This is a genomic window from Paraburkholderia phenazinium, from assembly GCF_900100735.1.
In the GTDB taxonomy this organism is placed as follows: domain Bacteria; phylum Pseudomonadota; class Gammaproteobacteria; order Burkholderiales; family Burkholderiaceae; genus Paraburkholderia; species Paraburkholderia phenazinia.
The window spans coordinates 205,579-223,096 of sequence record NZ_FNCJ01000005.1; the positions used below are offsets into that span (position 1 = coordinate 205,579).

The 17,518-nt window shown below is 64.0% G+C and carries 14 protein-coding genes; 10 read left to right on the forward strand and 4 right to left on the reverse strand.

The window, feature by feature from the left end; genetic code table 11:
- Positions 1-28: 28 nt before the first annotated feature.
- The 4 genes from BLQ92_RS13665 to rsmA all read left to right on the forward strand — a co-directional run bounded on the left by BLQ92_RS13665 (position 29) and on the right by rsmA (position 5,785).
- Positions 29-2,395 carry an LPS-assembly protein LptD gene (locus BLQ92_RS13665; protein ID WP_090685031.1) on the forward strand — a complete coding sequence of 789 codons (2,367 nt, stop codon included), beginning with the start codon at positions 29-31 and terminating at the stop codon, positions 2,393-2,395.
- Between the two features lie 67 nt (positions 2,396-2,462).
- Entirely contained in the window at positions 2,463-3,860 is a 1,398-nt protein-coding gene (locus BLQ92_RS13670; RefSeq protein WP_175772037.1) for a peptidylprolyl isomerase, read from the forward strand.
- A 5-nt stretch (positions 3,861-3,865) separates the two neighbouring features.
- A complete protein-coding gene (gene pdxA, locus BLQ92_RS13675; RefSeq protein WP_090685033.1) occupies positions 3,866-4,879 on the forward strand; it encodes a 4-hydroxythreonine-4-phosphate dehydrogenase PdxA in 1,014 nt (337 codons plus the stop codon).
- A gap of 33 nt (positions 4,880-4,912) precedes the next feature.
- Positions 4,913-5,785 carry a 16S rRNA (adenine(1518)-N(6)/adenine(1519)-N(6))-dimethyltransferase RsmA gene (rsmA, locus tag BLQ92_RS13680; protein WP_090685034.1) on the forward strand — a complete coding sequence of 291 codons (873 nt, stop codon included), beginning with the start codon at positions 4,913-4,915 and terminating at the stop codon, positions 5,783-5,785.
- Positions 5,786-5,830: 45 nt separating this feature from the next.
- Here the strand turns inward: rsmA and BLQ92_RS13685 are convergent, their stop codons facing one another.
- The 3 genes from BLQ92_RS13685 to BLQ92_RS13695 all read right to left on the reverse strand — a co-directional run bounded on the left by BLQ92_RS13685 (position 5,831) and on the right by BLQ92_RS13695 (position 11,395).
- Entirely contained in the window at positions 5,831-6,769 is a 939-nt protein-coding gene (locus BLQ92_RS13685) for a DMT family transporter (RefSeq protein WP_090685272.1), read from the reverse strand.
- Positions 6,770-6,935: 166 nt separating this feature from the next.
- Positions 6,936-9,917 carry an autotransporter family protein gene (locus tag BLQ92_RS13690; RefSeq protein ID WP_090685035.1) on the reverse strand — a complete coding sequence of 994 codons (2,982 nt, stop codon included), beginning with the start codon at positions 9,915-9,917 and terminating at the stop codon, positions 6,936-6,938.
- A 161-nt stretch (positions 9,918-10,078) separates the two neighbouring features.
- On the reverse strand, positions 10,079-11,395 hold the full coding sequence (locus BLQ92_RS13695; protein WP_090685036.1) for an MFS transporter: 1,317 nt from the start codon (positions 11,393-11,395) through the stop codon (positions 10,079-10,081).
- A 245-nt stretch (positions 11,396-11,640) separates the two neighbouring features.
- Here BLQ92_RS13695 and BLQ92_RS13700 point away from each other — a divergent pair, with 245 nt between their 5' ends.
- From BLQ92_RS13700 to BLQ92_RS13725, 6 genes are all read left to right on the forward strand, one after another.
- On the forward strand, positions 11,641-12,606 hold the full coding sequence (locus BLQ92_RS13700; protein WP_244106042.1) for a LysR family transcriptional regulator: 966 nt from the start codon (positions 11,641-11,643) through the stop codon (positions 12,604-12,606).
- A gap of 145 nt (positions 12,607-12,751) precedes the next feature.
- The gene (locus BLQ92_RS13705; protein WP_090685037.1) at positions 12,752-13,432 is read left to right on the forward strand and encodes a TetR/AcrR family transcriptional regulator; all 681 of its coding nucleotides are present in this window, start codon (positions 12,752-12,754) and stop codon (positions 13,430-13,432) included.
- 242 nt (positions 13,433-13,674) lie between these two features.
- Positions 13,675-13,854, forward strand: a complete 180-nt coding sequence (locus tag BLQ92_RS13710; RefSeq protein ID WP_090685038.1) for a hypothetical protein — start codon at positions 13,675-13,677, stop codon at positions 13,852-13,854.
- 45 nt (positions 13,855-13,899) lie between these two features.
- Positions 13,900-15,645: a long-chain-fatty-acid--CoA ligase gene (locus tag BLQ92_RS13715; protein ID WP_090685039.1), complete on the forward strand. Its 1,746-nt coding sequence runs from the start codon at positions 13,900-13,902 to the stop codon at positions 15,643-15,645.
- 106 nt (positions 15,646-15,751) lie between these two features.
- Positions 15,752-16,138, forward strand: coding sequence for a lactoylglutathione lyase (gene gloA, locus BLQ92_RS13720; protein WP_090685040.1), 387 nt, complete (start codon positions 15,752-15,754; stop codon positions 16,136-16,138).
- Between the two features lie 60 nt (positions 16,139-16,198).
- Positions 16,199-16,597: a DUF4440 domain-containing protein gene (locus tag BLQ92_RS13725; RefSeq protein WP_090685041.1), complete on the forward strand. Its 399-nt coding sequence runs from the start codon at positions 16,199-16,201 to the stop codon at positions 16,595-16,597.
- Between the two features lie 24 nt (positions 16,598-16,621).
- Here the strand turns inward: BLQ92_RS13725 and BLQ92_RS13730 are convergent, their stop codons facing one another.
- The gene (locus BLQ92_RS13730; RefSeq protein WP_090685042.1) at positions 16,622-17,485 is read right to left on the reverse strand and encodes a M48 family metallopeptidase; all 864 of its coding nucleotides are present in this window, start codon (positions 17,483-17,485) and stop codon (positions 16,622-16,624) included.
- Positions 17,486-17,518 lie beyond the last annotated feature (33 nt).

Below are 17,518 nucleotides of genomic sequence, written 5' to 3' on the forward strand. Positions count from 1 at the left end.
CGGCTGGGCCGATTCGCCAAACCGATACATGCCGCCTAGACAGCTTTCCCAAACGACCCCCTCTCGTGGCGGCGTGCCCCGCCGAAGGCGGCTCGTCGCGGCGTTGCTTGCCGTGCCGGGCCTGATGCCCGCGCTTTCGCACGCCCAGTTGGCGGGCGAGGCTGCGCAGCCGCAGCCTATCGACGCACCGTGGGGCATGCGGCTTGCCCCGCAGCTCGAAGAGCATCCGCTGAAGCCGGACCAGAAGCCGGCGACCTTCGTGCTCGGCGACTACACGAGCGGCACCACGGACCAGGATCTGGCCGCCAAGGGTTCTGCCGAAGTGCGCCGTCCGACCTTCACGATCAAGGCCGACGCGCTGCACTACGATCAAGACACCGACATGGCCGACGCGTACGGCAAGGTGCACGTGATCAACAATGGCGCGACCTTCCTCGGGCCGGAAGCGCATATGCAGGTCGACTCGAGCGAGGGCTACATGACCTCGCCGAAGTATCACTTCAACATGACGGGCGGCTCGGGCAGCGCGGCACGGGTCGACATGCTCGATAACGAGCGCTCGGTCTTTTCGCAAGGCACCTACACGGCGTGCCAGTGCGAGAGCAATCCGGCGTGGTACATCCGCGGCAGCGAATTCGATTTCGACACCGGCGCCGACGAAGGCGTGGCGCACAACGCCGTGGTGTTTTTCCAGGGCGTGCCGATCTTCGGTTCGCCGTGGTTGTCGTTCCCGTTGTCCGGCGACCGGCGCAGCGGCTTCTTGCCGCCCACCTTCTCGCTCGGTTCGACCAACGGGTTCGAAATCAACCTGCCGTATTACTTCAACATCGCGCCGAACCGCGACCTGTTGCTGACGCCGAACTACATCTCGAAGCGCGGTATCGAACTGAATGAGACGTTCCGCTATCTGTCGCCGAACTACTCGGGCTCGATCAGCGGCACGTTCCTGCCGGACGACGAGATCAAGAAGGCGAACCGTTACGCGCTGTTCATCCAGCACAACCAGAACTTCGGTAATGGCTTCGGCGGCTACATCTACTACAACAAGGTCTCGGACAGTACCTTTCCGGAAGACCTTGGCTCGGCCTCCAGCCAGATTCTCAACGGTACGCAGCTGCTGTACCAGCAGGAAGCCGGGCTGACGTACAACAACGGCCCGTGGTCGGTGCTCGCGCGCGAGCAGAACTGGCAGACGCTCTACCCTTCGGTGGCGCCGTATGGGCGTGAACCCGAACTGAACGTCAAGTACACCCAGTACAACGTCGGCGGCTTCGATTACGGCGCGGTCGGCGACTTCTCGCGTTTTCGCATCACCACGGCGGATTCGACCGAAGGCGACCGGATCACCTTCGACCCGTACGTGTCGTATTCGGTGGTCGGCCCGGGTTACTTCGTGACGCCGAAGGTGCAATGGCACTTCGCGTCATACAACCTGAGCAATATCGGCACCGGTTCGCCGGCTGGCCAGCCGAAGAACTTCACCGAGCAGGTCCCGACCTTCTCGTTCGATACCGGGTTGATTTTCGAGCGTTCGGTGCGGCTCTTCGGTCAGGATTACATTCAGACCCTCGAGCCGCGGCTGTACTATGTCTACACGCCGTACCACAACCAGAATTTCGCGCCGCTGTTCGACACGGCTGACGCGGATTTCGGGCTGGCGGAAATGTTTACGCCGAATACCTTCGTCGGCGACGACCGGGTCGCGGACGCGAACCGCCTGACGGCTGCTATCACCACGCGCTTCATCAATCCGGCAACGGGTGACGAGCGCGCGCGCTTCGTGCTGGCGCAGCAGTACTATTTCCAGGATCAGCGCGTCACGCTGCTTTCGACGCAGACGCCCGCGCAGGCCACTCATTCGGACCTGATTGCCGGGGCGTCGCTCAAGCTCGGGGCCGGTTTCGCGTCGGAAACCGCGGTCCAATATAATGCGGACAACAACCGGCTTACCCAGAGCAGTATTGGCTTCGGCTTCAGCCCGGAATCGGGCAAGGTGATCAACCTCGCCTATCGGTACACGCGTGCCGATACGACGCTGGACAACACACCGGTCAACCAGATCACCATTTCGGCACAGTGGCCGCTGACACACCACGTGTATAGTGTGGCGCGCCTGAACTACGATCTGCAGGGGCACGCGATTGTCGATAGCCTGATCGGCCTGCAGTACGATGCGGATTGCTGGGTGCTGGGTATCGGCATACAGCGCTATGCGGACGGCGTCAATAGTGCGAGCCAGCCGACTCAGGGAACGCGGTTGCTGGCGCAAATTACGTTCAAGGGCTTGTCGAGCGTCGACAACGGCTTGATCCCCGCATTCCGCGCCGGCGTGCCGGGCTATACGCCGCTGCCGCCGCCTCCGGCGCCGGAGGCGCGTTTTACCAATTACGACTGACGGTTGTGTGAACGTCTATAAAATGCGCAAAGACGGGCGGGGCGCGCCCGACATCATTGGAGTATCTGTGGGAATCATGAAAAAGCTTCGCTTGGCATCGCTCGCGGCCGCTCTGGCCGCCGCGGCCTCTTTCCTGTCGGTCGCGCCAGCACAGGCGCAGGATCTGCCCAACGCGGGCGCGCGGCAGGCACAGGCCGCCCCCAGCAACGGCCAGACGGTCGACACGATCGCCGCCGTGGTCAATGACGGCGTGATCACGCAGCGCGAGCTCGACGAACGTGTTGGCCTGATCGCGCACCGCCTCCAGCAGCAAAACGCACCGGTCCCGCCGGCCGACCAGTTGCGCCAGCAGGTGCTGAACCAGATGGTGCTGGAGCGCATCCAGTTGCAGCGCGCCAAGGAAGACGGCATCACGGTCGACGACGCCGCCGTGCAGAAGACGCTCGAAAGGCTCGCCGCGGCGAACAACATGCCGCTCGACATGTACCGCTCGAAGATCGAGGCCCAAGGTGTGCCCTGGTCCACCTTCACGCGCGATGCCCGCACGGAACTGACCCTGTCGCGTCTGCGCGAAAAGGAAGTGGATAGCAAGGTGACGGTGTCGGACGCCGAAGTGGCGAACTACATTGCCAGCCAGCGTGGGCCGAACGTCGGCCTGACGAGCGACCTGCACCTCGAACACATTCTCGTGAAGGTGCCGGCCAACGCGGCGCAGAGCGACATCGTCGCGGCCGAGCAGAAGGCTCAGGGCATCCTGCAGCAGGCCACCAGCGGCGACACGAAGTTCGAGAAGCTCGCCAAGAACGATTCGCAAGCGGCGGACGCTTCGAAGGGTGGCGACATGGGCTACCAGTCCACCGCGCAACTGCCACCTGAGTTCGTGAAGGCGGCCGCGACGCTGCGTCCGGGCGAGGTGAATCCGGACCTGATCCGCACGGCGGACGGCTTCGAGATCATGCGCCTCGTGGAACGCCGCGCCGCTCAAGGCGCCGCGAGCGCCGATTCGACCCACCTCACGCAAACTCACGTGCGCCACATCCTGCTGCGCGTCGGCGACGGCATGTCGGAGCCGCAGGCGCGTCAGAAGCTGCTCGAAATCAAGCGTGAAATTTCCGAAGGCGGCGATTTCGCCAAGTTCGCCCGCACTTATTCGCAAGACGGTTCGGCATCGCAAGGCGGCGACCTCGGCTGGATCAGCCCGGGCGAGACCGTGCCGGAATTCGAACGCGCCATGAACAGCCTGCAGGACGGCCAGATCAGCGAGCCGGTGCGCAGCGAATACGGCTACCACCTGATCCAGGTGCTGGGCCGCCGCGAGGCGGAAGGGTCGGTGGCGCAGCAGATGGATCTGGCGCGTCAGGCGATCGGCCAACGCAAGGCGGAGCAGGCCTACGCAGACTGGCTGCGTGAATTGCGCGATACGGCCTATGTCGACGTGAAGGTCGGCAAGCCGAGCCTGCAATAAGCCTTATGACAACCGCTGCCCAACCGTCCCGCGCCCCGCTGCAGATCGCGATCACGACCGGCGAACCCGCCGGCGTCGGTCCCGAACTGACCGTGCAGGCGTTGGCGGGGGCGGCTGCGCACTGGCCCGACGCGCGTTTCACCGTGTTGGGCGATGCGGGACTGCTCGCCGAGCGGGCCCGCGCGGTCGGCGTGGATTGGGCCGCGCTGTCCAGCGCTGCTCAAGAGCGTGTGCGCGTACAACATCAGCCGCTTGGCGTGCCGTCGCAGGCGGGCAAACTCGACGCCGCCAATGGGCGGTATGTGCTGAATCTGCTCGATAGCGCCATCGACGGCGCAGTGGCCGGCCAGTTCGACGCGATCGTCACCGCGCCGCTGCAAAAGAGCACTATCAACGATGCCGGGGTACCGTTTACCGGCCACACCGAATATCTGGCCGAGCGCACCCACACGCCGCACGTGGTGATGATGCTGGCCGGCACCGGCCAGCGGCCGTTGAGGGTGGCGCTTGCCACCACGCATCTGCCGCTCAAGGATGTCTCGGCGGCGCTGACGGTGGAGAGCATTGTCGGCACGCTGCGCATCATCGACCACGATCTGCGCCACCATTTCGGCTTGCCGGCGCCGCGCATTCTCGTGACCGGGCTAAACCCGCACGCGGGCGAAAACGGCTACCTGGGGCATGAGGAAATCGACGTCATCGCGCCCGCCCTGAAGCTGGCCAACGGCGAGGGCATCGACGCCCGCGGGCCGTATCCGGCCGACACGCTGTTCCAGCCGCGTTACCTGACCGAAGCCGATTGCGTGCTGGCGATGTTCCACGATCAGGGCCTGCCGGTCCTGAAATACGCAACGTTCGGCGAAGGCATCAATATCACGCTCGGCTTGCCGATCATCCGCACCTCCGTCGATCACGGCACGGCGCTCGACCTCGCAGGCACCGGCCGCGCGGACTCGGGCAGCCTGATTGCCGCTATCGACACAGCCGTTTCGATGGCGCGCCACCGTCGCGCCGCCTGAGTTTTTCCGTTCCCTTTTTTGTAGCGTCATTCGATGTCCACCAGCAGACAGCACCAGGGCCATTTCGCGCGCAAGCGTTTCGGACAGAATTTTCTGGTCGATACCGGCGTGATCGATTCGATTGTCGACGTGATTCGTCCGCAACGCGGCGAACGCATGGTCGAAATCGGACCGGGACTCGGCGCCCTCACCGAGCCGCTGATCGAGCGCCTCGCCACGCCCGAAGCGCCGTTGCATGCGGTCGAGCTGGATCGCGATCTGATCGTGCGGCTCAAGAAGAAGTTCGGCGATCTGCTCGAACTGCATTCGGGCGATGCGCTCGACTTCGACTTTGGCTCGCTCGCCGCACCCGATGCGCCGGACGGCAAGGCAACGCTGCGCATTGTCGGGAATCTGCCGTACAACATCTCGAGCCCGCTGTTGTTCCATCTGACTTCGTTCGCGCATTGCGTGATCGATCAGCACTTCATGCTGCAGAACGAGGTGGTCGAGCGAATGGTGGCGGAGCCGGGCAGCAAGGCGTTCAGCCGCCTCTCGGTGATGCTGCAGTACCGCTATGTGATCGACAAGCAGCTCGATGTGCCGCCCGAGTCGTTCCAGCCGCCGCCCAAGGTCGATTCGGCGATCGTGCGGATGATTCCGTACGAACTGCATGAACTGCCCGAGGTCGACGAGCGGGTGCTCGGCGAGGTGGTGACCGCGGCGTTCTCGCAACGCCGCAAGATGCTGCGCAATACGCTTGCCGCATTCCGCGACGTGGTCGACTTTGAGGCTATCGGCTTCGATCTGCAGCGCCGTGCCGAGGATGTGCCGGTGTCCGAGTACGTGCGGGTGGCGCAGCTTGTCGCCGCGTCGCCGAAGCGCGGCACCGCGCCGCAGCCGCAGCCGCAGGACAAGCCCGACTGAAGCCGCTTGAATCCGGCTGGGCGGGACTGAGCGCGACTGTGCGCGCTAAGCCCCGCGAGGCCGCGCCGGGCCATTGACGAGCGCGATGCCCGCCAGTACCAGCACTGCGGCGAGTAGAAACCGCGTGCTGAACGACTCGCCTAGCAGCAGCACGCCGAAGGTGACGCCGAACAGCGGCGTCAAGAACGAGAACACCGACAGACGCGACGCGACGTAGCGCGTCAGCAGCCAGAACCAGATCAGATAGCTGACGAACGCGACGACCACGGCCTGATAGCCCAGGCTGACCAGCGCAAGCGGCGTGAGTGTCGCTACTTTCACCTGCCCCAATCCCGCTGCCAACGCGAGCAGTAACACCGCCGATACCGCCAACTGGTAAAACAGCGTCTTGCTGGCGCTCGAGTGGGCGAGACGGCTGGCGCGCACCACGATCGTGGTCGCAGCCCATGTGGCGCCTCCTAGCACGCCGAGTGCGTCACCGGTTACGCCTGCGAGCGTCGAGCTTGCGCTGCCGGCGTGAGCCCGCGTGAAGCCGTCGCTGAACGCGAGCGCCATCCCCGCAAAGGCGACCACGATCCCCGCCCACTGGATGCGGCGCATGCGCTCGCCCTCGACGAACCAATGCAGTCCCAAGGCCGTGAAGCACGGCGCCGTATAGAGAAATACCGCCATGCGCGAGGCACTGGTTAGCGTCAGGCCGAGGAAAATGCACACGAATTCGCTGGCGAACAACACGCCCGCGAGCAGTCCGGCGCCGAGCGTGCCGTCGTCGCGAAACAGCGGCGTGCCGCGGCTACGCGCCCAGCCCCACACCAGCAGCGCCGCGATCGCCGAGCGCAGGCCGGCCTGAAAGACCGGTGGCAGAAACGCGTTGGTGCTTTTGATCGCCACCTGTTGAAAGCCCCAGATTGCACAGAGCGCGATCATGGTCAGGATGGCAAAGCTGTCGGGGGCGCGGCGCGCGGGCTGGGCAGGGGTGCTCATGGAATGGTCGTCGGCAGGAGGGGGCGGAACGGCGCCCGGTACGGGCGCGGGATCGAGCACCCGCCGTACGATAACAAATGCGGTGCGCATCCAGTTCGATGACCCCACCAACCACGTGTGTTCCGTTGTTTCGCTGCCATTCATCCTCCACACGCGAGCATTCGCCTCACCAACTCCAGCGCAAGCCAGCGTTACCCTCGACCACGCTGCGATGTGCGCCGTTCACGTTGGTCGTATAGCCCGCCGCGGCATACAGGCTGCCATGCGCGCTGACCCGCGCTGCTATGCCGAGACCGAACTCAGCCGCCGTCGCCGGGACGCTGGTCGGAATGACGGTGCTGCCGGCGAAGGTCACTTCGTCCGTACCGTTGAAGTAGCGCCATAGATTGGCGCGCAGGTAAGGCTCCCACACGGTGCCCGCGCCTTCGAACTTCCCTTCCAGTCTCAGCCCGAGACGGCCGATCAGACCGTTCGCGGAATGAAACGACACGCTCGAGATGCCGTCGTTGAGGTCGTTGATCGAGGTGTGTTGCCAGATCAACTGGGCTTGCGGTTCGAGGCGCAGATTGGCCGGCAGAGGAATCGGCAGTCCGGCTTCGAATGATCCGGCTTCAGCATAGCCATGTGTGGAGGCGCCGATGTTTTCATACGACATCGGATTGATCGTCAGCGTGCTACCTAGCACGACGGCATCGGTGTACCAGCCGCCAGGGCCGACATGCGTCCAGTAACCCCCGGCACTGTATGCGTTGATCGACAGGTGTCCTGCCGAAAGGCCGGGAAAGCCGAGGGCAAAGCCGCTCACGTCGCCTTGCGCGCGGGCAAAACCGAGGAAGAAGCCGTAGTGGTTGCGATGGCCGCCCGGCGTCGCATCCGCGTACAGGTCCTGGCCGACTTGCACGCCTCCCATCGTGCCGCTGAATTCAGGATTGACCGCGCCACCGTTGCTCAACGTGTCGTGCCCGCCCCATACGCGGGTCCAGGAGGCAGGCAGTGTGCCGCTCTCCGTCAGCAGCGATTGCGCGCCCTGGCGATCGTGGAACGTACCCACCTGAGAGATGCCGAGTTCGCGTGCGAGTTCAGGTACTTCGGCGTAGACGGGAACCTCCATTCGGTAGAGCGGCGTCGGTGCTGATCCTGCCGGCGGCGGGGCGGGTAAGGGAGGGGTGCCGGCGGCGGCAATGGGCCCGGCTTGTGCGGGTGCAGGGGTGGGTGTGGGCGTGGGTGTGGGCGTAGGCGTGGGCGTGGGCGCAGGCGCAGGAACCGCAGCCAGGCTGGAACGCAAATACCAGTTGTCCGCCGTTCCCGCGCTCACTCCACCCTGGAACAGGTAGTAGGTGTACGCCCCGGCCACCAGCGGCTTCGGTAGCGTGAATGCGCCTGCCGCCGTCGTCGCGCCGTTGGTTGCCTGCACAACCATGATGCCGTCCGTGAGCGTCGCCGCGCCGCCGCCGCCGACATTCGTAATGCCGAGCGTCGTTTTACCCGAGCCGACACCCTGCACGATAACCAGCTTGTCGCTTGGCGAGCCGTCGCCATTGAGCACGCTCTGCAGTAAAAGCTTGCCGTTGAGTCCCACGTAATTGCCGTTCACCACTAGCGCGTCGCTCGTGCTGGTACCGCCGTTGGTGAGGTCGATCGTGCCCGCGTTGTTGACGGTGACAAGCTGTCCATTCACCGCGGGCGTGATCGCGGGGTCACCCAGGCCACCGGCGAACAGGGTACTGGTCGAATCGAGCGTGAGCGTGCCGGCTAACGTGCCGCTATTGCCGAGCGTCAGCCCGTTGTTGTCGAGCGTGAGCTGGCTGCCGTTCGTGGCGTTGATGGTCGACCAGTTCGTGAAGCGGCTCAGGCCGCTCACCTGCGTGTTATTGAAGTTGAGAACACTGGAGACGTTGCCGCCTGCAAGCAGCGGCACGCCGGCGAGATTGGTATCGGTCAGGCCAGTCAGCGTAGCGGTATCGTGACCGGTGCCGAGCCGGATAAAGCCGGTGATCGTGCCGGCACTCCAGTTGAGCGTGTCGTTGCCGGTGTCGGTCCAGATCGCGCGGCCGTTGCCGCCCGCAATCGTACCGGTGTTGTTGATCACGATGTCGATCGCGCCGGTGGCGGCAATCACCTCCGTGCTGGCGGACTCGAGCGTCCCGCTATTATTGATGGTGGCGCCGGCGCCGGTAATCGATAGCGTGACGTTCTGTGCGGAGACCGTGCCGACGTTGTTGAACGTACCGCCGCCATTCGCGTCGATGCCGTTGCCCTGCTTGCTGACGATGCTCGCACCGGCTGCATTGTTGAACGTGACGCGGCCTGATATGTAGGCGCCGAGGCTGCCCGAACCGCTGACGGTGATCGAACCGGTGTTGGTGACGACACCCGGCGACGTATCGTCCGAGACAATCCCATCCGAACTCACACCTGAGGCGCTGATCGTGCCCGCGTTCGTGATCACGTTGTTGCCAGGTCCGCTCACCGCGTTGCCGTTTGCAAACATGCCAGGCGAGCCGTTGCCCGTCGTTGTGATTGTGCCGTTGTTGACGAGCGTGTCGTTATTCGTCTCTGCGGCCATGCCCGCGGACCCGTCGCCGCTAGTCGAGAGCCGGCCGTTGTTAGTGAGCGTGCCACCGCCGGGGCTGGCGAAGTCGTGCATCGCGACGGAATCGCTGCCGCTCGTCTGGATGATGCCGTTCGTGTCGTTGAGCATCGTGACCGCGGCCGCGCTGTTGAACATACCTTCCGACTCCACGCCGGTCGTCACGATCAGGCCGCGATTGATCAGCACGTTCTGGCCGGCGCCCGTTCCGTGCGCCGAGATGCCGTCGAAGGTGTCGCCCGTGATGTTGATCGTCCCCAGATTCGTGACCGTGCTGCGGTCATACACGAGGACTCCATTGTTGCCGTTAATGGCAAGTTCAGCGCCCGACAGCACGTTTACTGAAACGTTGGTGCTGCCCGTTACCGCAGCGACAGGTGTGGTCGAAGGATTGGGCGCAACCGTGCTGCTGCACGTGACGGTTTGCCCGGTCGCGGGCGCCGCGCTATCGCAGGCGGCGAGCGCGGGTTGCACTCGCAGGAGAATCAGGACTCCCAAACTAGAAGAAAGCGCTTCGAATAGACAGCTTGATACCAACGGCGAATACGCGCGGCGCATAAGTGTCTCCGTGAAGGGCCGGCCGTGCCGGTGCCCGGGGGTTCGCTTACTTGCAGAGTCGCCTCTAGGGGCGTTGATTCGGAAGGGTGCCGCGGGTAGTGTGAATCAGAATAGGCAACGCGTGAAGGGGACGCGATGCAGAAATGCGTAAATGCCTGGCACTATTGCAGCGCCTCGATTCGACGGCGCGAATGTTGCGGATTGAGCAACACAAAACCGGCTGCACCGACCACCAGCAGCAGCGCGCCGGTGATGGCGAAGCCGATCTCGTAGCCGTGCGCGTCGCCTGCTGCGCCCAGCAGCTTGCCCATCGCCGCGGGCCCGATCAATCCGGCGGTGGTGGTGATCGAATTGGTGATGGCTAGCAAGGCGCCGCGCTGACCGGTTGGGGCGACTTCTGCCACCAGCATGGGACCGAACGTGAACGTCTGGATAGCGAGTGCGCTGGCGAGTCCCATCAACGCGACCTTGGCGAACGGCGGTATGCCGAGAAACAGCACGCAGTACGCGATACCGCTTGCCACGCAGGCAGCGCTGATCAGCGTGCCGCGTGCGCGCCTTGTAGGTACGCCGCGCTTGAGCAGACGATGCGAGTAGACCACCAGCGCGATCCCAACCGGAATCTGCGTCGCCACCTGTGCCGCGAACAGCCAGCCGGCCTGGGTAGGGGCAAAGCCGAGACCCAGCCGGAAATAGGCCGGCACCCAGGTGAAGCCAATCGCGATCACCGCGTAGGCGACGAAGGATTGCAGCATCACGCCGATCACCGTGCGCTCGGAGAGCAGGGTCCGGTAACGCACCCGCGGCTGCGGGTTCACCACTGATGCTCCGGTGCTCTGCGTGCTGCGCCGCTGCTTGCCGGCTTTGCCGATGCACAGCCACAGCACGGTCCACGCGGTGCCTACCAGCCCGAGCGTCAGGAACGTCGCGTGCCAGTGCCAGCGTTGCGAAATATACGTGAGCAGCGGGCCTGCAATGATCACCCCGGCCGTTGCACCTTGTTGAACAATCATGGTGGGCAGGTTGCGCTCGCGATCGTCGAACCATGTGTAGACCACATGCAGCGCCAGCGGCGACGCCGGCCCTTCGCCCGCGCCCAGCAGAATGCGGCAAAGCAGCAGGACTGCGAAACTACTTGGCCAGGCGAGCGGAAGCTGGGCGCAGGCCCACGTGAGCGCCAGCGCAGCCAGTAGCCATTTCATGCTGACGCGATCGGCGATCAGGCCGATCACGATGCCGGAAATCGAAAACAGGATAAAGAATGAACTGCCGACGAGCCCGAACTGCTCGTGCGACAGCTGCATATCGTGCATCATCGGAATCGCCACCAGACCGAGCACGGCCTTGTCGGCGAAGTTGATCAACATGAACAGGAATAGCGCGGCGACGATCACCCAGCGGCGTGCCCTTGCGCGCTCGCCGGGTACAGCGGGGGCCGCCGGAATGGTCGCGAGGGCGGAACTTTCTGCTTCAAGCATTCAATACTCCTGAGGGTACCCGGACTGACCGACCCGTATGCATGCGGGGTGCGGTGAGATGGACATACCCTGTCTCCGATCCGACAACATGGTTGCGGATGATGTTCTGTGCGACCGTTGCTGTGTTGTGACGGTCTTGTTGCCGTCCGGATGACGAGTTGAGCGGCACCGGCGGAGTGTCGCCCATTTGAGGTGGTATAAGAGAATTATTCAAGTGCAATCTGGTTATCGGAACCTTGCAAAACATGCATGAGATCAACTCCCGCCGGCTGACCCACCTGATCGCCCTCGCCGAGGAAGGCAGCTTCGCGCGCGCCGCGGAGCGCGTGCATCTGAGCCAGCCCGCGCTGAGCCGCAGCATTCAGGCGCTGGAGGATGAGCTCGGCATGAAGCTGTTCGACCGGGCCGCGCGGGGTGTCGCGATGACCGCAGCCGGCCGCTTGCTGGTCGAGCGTGCGCGCCGCGTGCTGTTCGAGACGCGCTGCCTGTTCCGCGATGTCGAGCTGCTCAAGGCGCACGAGCTGGGCGAGGTGCGCATCGGTCTCGGTCCCTACACTGCCGTCGTGCTGCTGCCCGATCTGCTGGTCGAATTTTCGCGGCGCTTTCCCAAGATCAAGGTTTCGATTGAACTGGGCGAAGGCGATGCGCTGATTGGCAAGCTCCGCGCCGAGCAGGTCGACTTTCTGGTGACGGACCGCCGGGTGCCGCCGGTCACACCGGATGTCGCGATGCAACGCTTGCCGCGCCACGACGGCGGGTGGTTCGCCCGCCCGGGGCATCCGCTGCTGGCACGCGGGCCTGTTCCGCTTGCCGCCTTGCGCGAGTTTCCGCTGGTCTCGGTGACCTTGCCCGCGTTCATGAAAGATGCGGTGCATCGCCTGCTGAAATACCGGGCGCACGAGCAAATCCCCGTGCAGGTGGAATGCAACGATGTCGCTGTTCTCAAGGAGGTCGTGGCCCAGACGGACGCGGTATTGTTCGCCACCGGGTCGTCGGTGCGGCGCGATCTTGAAACGCGGCGGCTCGCGCCGATTGTGCTTACCAATCCGCCGCGCCTGAGCCTCGAATTCGCGCTGGTCTATCTGGCCGAGCGCACCCCGTCGCCCGCGGCTAGCTCAGCGCTGGCATTGGCCGAGCAGATCATGAGCGAGGCCAATCACGCCGCCCAGGAACTGCTGGAGCAGGACGCGCCGACCCAGGATCTACCCTGAGTGCGGTTGACAAAGCCCGGCCGATCCACCACGATTCGGAATCCGGATTCCGTTTTTTCGGGGCCGGCCGGTTTTGCCTGTGCGCTGCTGGCGCGGCAGACCGGGGATCACGCCTCCTCTGCCTTGAGACGAAGTTGAAAGCCGCATGACAAGCACGCCAGCGCGCAAGCGCGAATCTTCCTCTGCCATCGCGGCGCCGCGTCAGACCCGCAGCCAGCTCGGCCTCACCAGGATGTTGCAAGCGGGCCGCGAGCTGATCGAGGCAAGCGGCAATCTCGACGACCTGTCCATCAACGATATTGTCGAGCGCGCGGATACCTCGATCGGTGCGTTCTACCGCCGCTTCGACAACAAGGACGCGTTCTTCGAGGTGGTGCAGGACCAGGTCATGGCTGAAGGTCTCGATTACGTGCACGACATGCTGGAGCGCGATCCGGTATGGCGTTCCAGTGACGCCGGTGCACTCGCCGATGCACTAGTGGCGTTCTACGTCCTGGTGTTCCGGCGCAACCGCGGCCTGTACCACGCCTCCCTGCTGCGCTCGTCTCAGCTCAAGCCGAGTTGGGATGCTGCCAAGGAAGCCAATCGCGAGGCGCTGGCCTTGCTGGTGCCGCGCCTCGTCGAGGCGCTGCTCGCGGTTCGCGGTGCGCCGCCTGCCGAAGCGGCGGCGCTCGAGTTCGAAGTGCGTGCCTCTGTGCAGATGATCAACGGCCTGCTGGTGAACAGCATCCTGAACGATCCGGGGCCGCTGTCGCTCTCCAGCCGTCGCCTGCGTCCATGGCTGCAGGCGGCGTTTCGCCGTTGCCTCGGTTTATCGAACGGCTGATTTTTTTAACCATAAAACGGAACAAGAATTCCGTTTCCGATTGCAAGGAGCAGACTGAACTGCTTGCCTCCGTCAAGGAGACACTGTATGAGCCGTTGTTGTCCGGAGATGATTCGCAATCCTGCCTTTGATGTGCCGCACGTCGGCGATCCGCTCGACGTCGCCTTCGACGCTGGTGTCAACCTGGCCTTCGCGATTGCCGCGCCGACGGTACCGCCCGGCTCACCGAGCATTCCCGTCGCATGGCGCAGCGTATCTACCGGGTGGCCGAGCGGGTGTATTGCGCGGTGGGCTGCGCGATGTATGCCGGTATCGCGAGCGAAAAAATTGCGCTGGAGCATGGCACACCTGAACAATTGCGCGCATTCTTCGATAGCTTCGAGCGCCCGGCGCAGCGCATGCCGGCGCTCGCAAGCCGCTAGAGTTTGCGCGAATCCGCATAACCTGCACTAGGAGGAATGGAGGAAATGGAAAAGGTCTGGCTGAAATCGTATCCACCCGGCATGCCGGCGGAGATCGACATGACACCCTACGGTTCCATCGGCGATCTGCTGGAACGCAGTTTTCGCGAGTACGCCACAAGGTGTGCCTATGTTTGCATGGGACGCGAGCTGACCTACGCTGCGCTCGACGAACAATCGCGCCACCTTGCCGCCTGGTTTCAGGCGCAGGGGCTCAAGCGCGGTGCGCGGATCGCCGTGATGTTGCCGAACCTGCTGCAGTACCCGGTCGCGATGACGGCGATTCTGCGCGCCGGCTACGTCGTCGTGAACGTGAATCCGTTGTATACGCCGCGTGAGCTTGAGCATCAGTTGACCGATAGCGGCGCCGAGGCGATTGTCGTGCTCGACACTTTCGCCGCCACCTTGCAGGCCGTGCAGGCACGCACGGCGGTGCGGCATGTGGTGGTGACTTCCGTCGCCGAGATGATGGGGACGCCACTCACGTTCGCTACGCAGGCCGGCGTCGAGCATGACGATTCGCCAGCGAGCCCGCAAGCACAACCGCTTTCGCACGTAAGCTCGCACTCACATGCGCAGCCGAACACGCGCGTGAGCCTGAGCGACGCGCTCGCCCAGGGCGCCGAGTCGGGATTCGCTCGTGTACAGGTCAGCGCTGACGAAGTCGCGGCGCTGCAGTACACCGGCGGCACGACCGGCGTATCGAAGGGCGCGACGCTATTGCATCGCAACCTGATCGCCAACGTCCTGCAATCCGAGTTGTGGCGTGAGCCGGCGTATCGGGGCCGCACTGACATCGGCCAGTTCATCGTCGTGGTCGCGTTGCCGCTCTATCACATCTTCGGACTGACGGTCTGCGCGTTGCTGGCGATGCGCTGCGGCGGCATGGGAATCCTGATCCCCAATCCGCGCGACATCCCCGGCATGATCGAGACGCTGCGGGGCTATGCGATCAATTCGTTTCCGGGCGTCAACACCATGTACAACGCCCTGCTGAACGATCCCGCCTTCGCCACACTCGATTTCTCGAAGCTGGTGCAGTCCACGGGTGGCGGCATGGCGGTGCAGCAAGCGGTTGCGCAACGCTGGCAGGCGCTGACCGGGGTGCCGATTGCCGAGGGCTACGGCCTCTCGGAAACCGCGCCGTGCGCATGCATCAACCTGCCGACGGCCATCGGATTCACCGGCACGGTCGGCTTGCCGTTGCCGTCGACCGAGGTGTCGATTCGCGACGATGAGGGCAACGAGGTCCCCCTCGGCCAACCGGGCGAAATCTGCATTCGCGGACCGCAGGTGATGGCCGGTTACTGGAACCGGCCCGAGGAAACCGCGCGCGCCATGAGCGCAGACGGCTTCTTCAAATCGGGTGATATCGGCGTGATGGACGCGGCCGGTTTTGTGAAAATCGTCGATCGCAAGAAGGACATGATTCTGGTGTCGGGCTTTAACGTCTACCCGAACGAGATCGAGGACGTGGTGGCGAAGCATCCGGGCGTATTCGAAGTGGTCGCGTTGGGCGTGCCGGACGAGCAGGCAGGGGAGGCGGTCAAGCTGTTTGTCGTGAAGCGCGATCCGGCGCTCACGGAAGCGGACATTTTCGCTTTCTGCAAGGAACAGCTCACCGGCTATAAGCGGCCTAAAATCATCGAGTTCCGCAGCGAGTTGCCCAAGACCAACGTCGGCAAGATATTGCGGCGTGCCTTGCGCGACGAGGCACAGGCGCAAGCACACACACAGGCTACGCAGGTGTGATTGCCGAAGAGCCGGGCAGAGGCGCACGAGCCGGCCCGGCTCTCAGCAATATTGCGCGATTCCGGGTACATTTACGTCCTCGACATCAAGCAATAGGGAGTACGCGATGCGCCTTCTTCACACCATGCTCCGGGTTGGCAACCTGGACCGTTCCATCAAGTTCTACACCGAATTGCTCGGCATGAAATTGCTGCGCCGCGATGACTATCCGGACGGCAAGTTTACGCTGGCCTTCGTCGGCTATACCGACGAGCGCGACGGCACCGTGCTCGAACTGACCCACAACTGGGACACCGAGTCGTATGACCTCGGCAGCGGTTTCGGTCACCTCGCGGTCGAAGTCGAAGACGCTTATGCAGCCTGCGACAAGATCAAGGCGCAAGGCGGCACCGTTGTGCGCGAAGCCGGCCCGATGAAACACGGCACCACCGTGATCGCTTTCGTCACCGATCCGGACGGCTACAAGATCGAGTTCATTCAGAAGAAAAAATAAGCTTCGCGCGAGCGGCGCGCCGCGTTCTGCGCAGGCCGGCGGCAACCACGGACAGCAACGATGAGCGAAGCGAATCCCTACTTTGACGAGATCCAGACGGTCAACGCCGAGGTTCAGGCGTGGTACACCGGTGCACCGCAAGCGGGTGCGCTGGACCGGCTGATGGCGCACTTCTCTGCGCAGTTTTCGATGATCCTGCCGAACGGCGCGACGCTGGACTGGCCGGCGCTGCGCGAGATTTTCGCGCAGCACGGCGGGCAGCGGCCGAACTTCGAAATCCAGATTACGGACAGCGCGATCATCGTCCAATACCCGGGCGGGGCGGTGGTGCGGTACAACGAAAGACAGTCCGACGGCGAGCACAGCCGCAACCTGCGGCGCTCGACAGCGGTGCTGGAAATGGACGCGCACGGCACGGTGCGGTGGCTGCATCTGCAGGAAACGTTCTGCGCGGAATGAACGCTTCGCTGCAGCACTTCGACTTCACAGCGTAGGCAGCAACTCGGGCGGATGGTGCTTGAGCGTCTGCCGCGCTTCGCGGAATTCCGGAAAAATCGACTCGACGGTCTGCCAGAAACGCGGGCTGTGATTCATCTCGCGCAGATGCGCGAGCTCGTGCGCGACGACGTAATCGATGATCGACAGCGGGAAGTGAATCAGCCGCCAGTTGAGGCGGATCTTGCCGTCGCTCGAACAACTGCCCCAACGCGTCGCCGCTGACGAGAGCGCGTAGGCGCGATAACTCACCCCCAACTTCTCTGCGTAGATCGCCAGCCGTTCGCCGAACAGGCGCTTCGCTTCGCCTTGCAACCAGCCTTGTACGCGATCCTTGATCTGCTGCGGGTCGGCTTGCAACGGCAACGGTAGTGCGAGTGCGGCCTGCTCGGCATCGAAGGCGAGCGTGCCTTGCGGCGCACCAAGCATCACGCGCACCGGCTGGCCGAGGTACGGCACTTCGGCGCCGTCCTTCCAGTCGACCTGCGGTAATGCACGCTGCTCGACACGCGTCTGCCATTCGATCAGCTTCGTGAAGATCCAGCGTTGCTTTTCGCTGATGGCGGTTTCGATATCGGCCAGCGTGACCCAACGTGGTGCAGTGATCATCAGGCCGCTGCTGTCGATCGCAAAACCGATCGAGCGGCGCGAGGAGCGCTTGAGCTGATAGTGGAGCGTCTGGTTGCCGAGCGTCAGGCTGCGCAGCTTCGAGCCGTCGGGCGCGCGAGGGGCGTCCGGCTTCTGCGATGAAGGCGGCGTGGACGGCGGGAGGGCCGGCTCAGCGAAGAGCGGCAGATCGAGTTGCCGGCTATCGAGCGCCGCAGCGGGCTGCGGCGTGGGAGACTTCTGCATCGGTTTCGGCTTCGGGCAATACGCCCCGGCGCT

What these genes read in the sequence shown, in the direction of transcription:
- gloA (WP_090685040.1), top strand. Translation starts at nt 15,752, where the DNA reads ATGCGCCTTCTTCACACCATGCTCCGGGTTGGCAACCTGGACCGTTCC.
- BLQ92_RS13710 (WP_090685038.1), top strand. Translation starts at nt 13,675, where the DNA reads ATGGCGCAGCGTATCTACCGGGTGGCCGAGCGGGTGTATTGCGCGGTG.
- BLQ92_RS13695 (WP_090685036.1), bottom strand. Translation starts at nt 11,395, where the DNA reads ATGCTTGAAGCAGAAAGTTCCGCCCTCGCGACCATTCCGGCGGCCCCC.
- BLQ92_RS13715 (WP_090685039.1), top strand. Translation starts at nt 13,900, where the DNA reads ATGGAAAAGGTCTGGCTGAAATCGTATCCACCCGGCATGCCGGCGGAG.
- rsmA (WP_090685034.1), top strand. Translation starts at nt 4,913, where the DNA reads ATGTCCACCAGCAGACAGCACCAGGGCCATTTCGCGCGCAAGCGTTTC.
- BLQ92_RS13730 (WP_090685042.1), bottom strand. Translation starts at nt 17,485, where the DNA reads ATGCAGAAGTCTCCCACGCCGCAGCCCGCTGCGGCGCTCGATAGCCGG.
- BLQ92_RS13665 (WP_090685031.1), top strand. Translation starts at nt 29, where the DNA reads ATGCCGCCTAGACAGCTTTCCCAAACGACCCCCTCTCGTGGCGGCGTG.
- BLQ92_RS13685 (WP_090685272.1), bottom strand. Translation starts at nt 6,769, where the DNA reads ATGAGCACCCCTGCCCAGCCCGCGCGCCGCGCCCCCGACAGCTTTGCC.
- BLQ92_RS13700 (WP_244106042.1), top strand. Translation starts at nt 11,641, where the DNA reads ATGCATGAGATCAACTCCCGCCGGCTGACCCACCTGATCGCCCTCGCC.
- pdxA (WP_090685033.1), top strand. Translation starts at nt 3,866, where the DNA reads ATGACAACCGCTGCCCAACCGTCCCGCGCCCCGCTGCAGATCGCGATC.
- BLQ92_RS13690 (WP_090685035.1), bottom strand. Translation starts at nt 9,917, where the DNA reads ATGCGCCGCGCGTATTCGCCGTTGGTATCAAGCTGTCTATTCGAAGCG.
- BLQ92_RS13725 (WP_090685041.1), top strand. Translation starts at nt 16,199, where the DNA reads ATGAGCGAAGCGAATCCCTACTTTGACGAGATCCAGACGGTCAACGCC.
- BLQ92_RS13705 (WP_090685037.1), top strand. Translation starts at nt 12,752, where the DNA reads ATGACAAGCACGCCAGCGCGCAAGCGCGAATCTTCCTCTGCCATCGCG.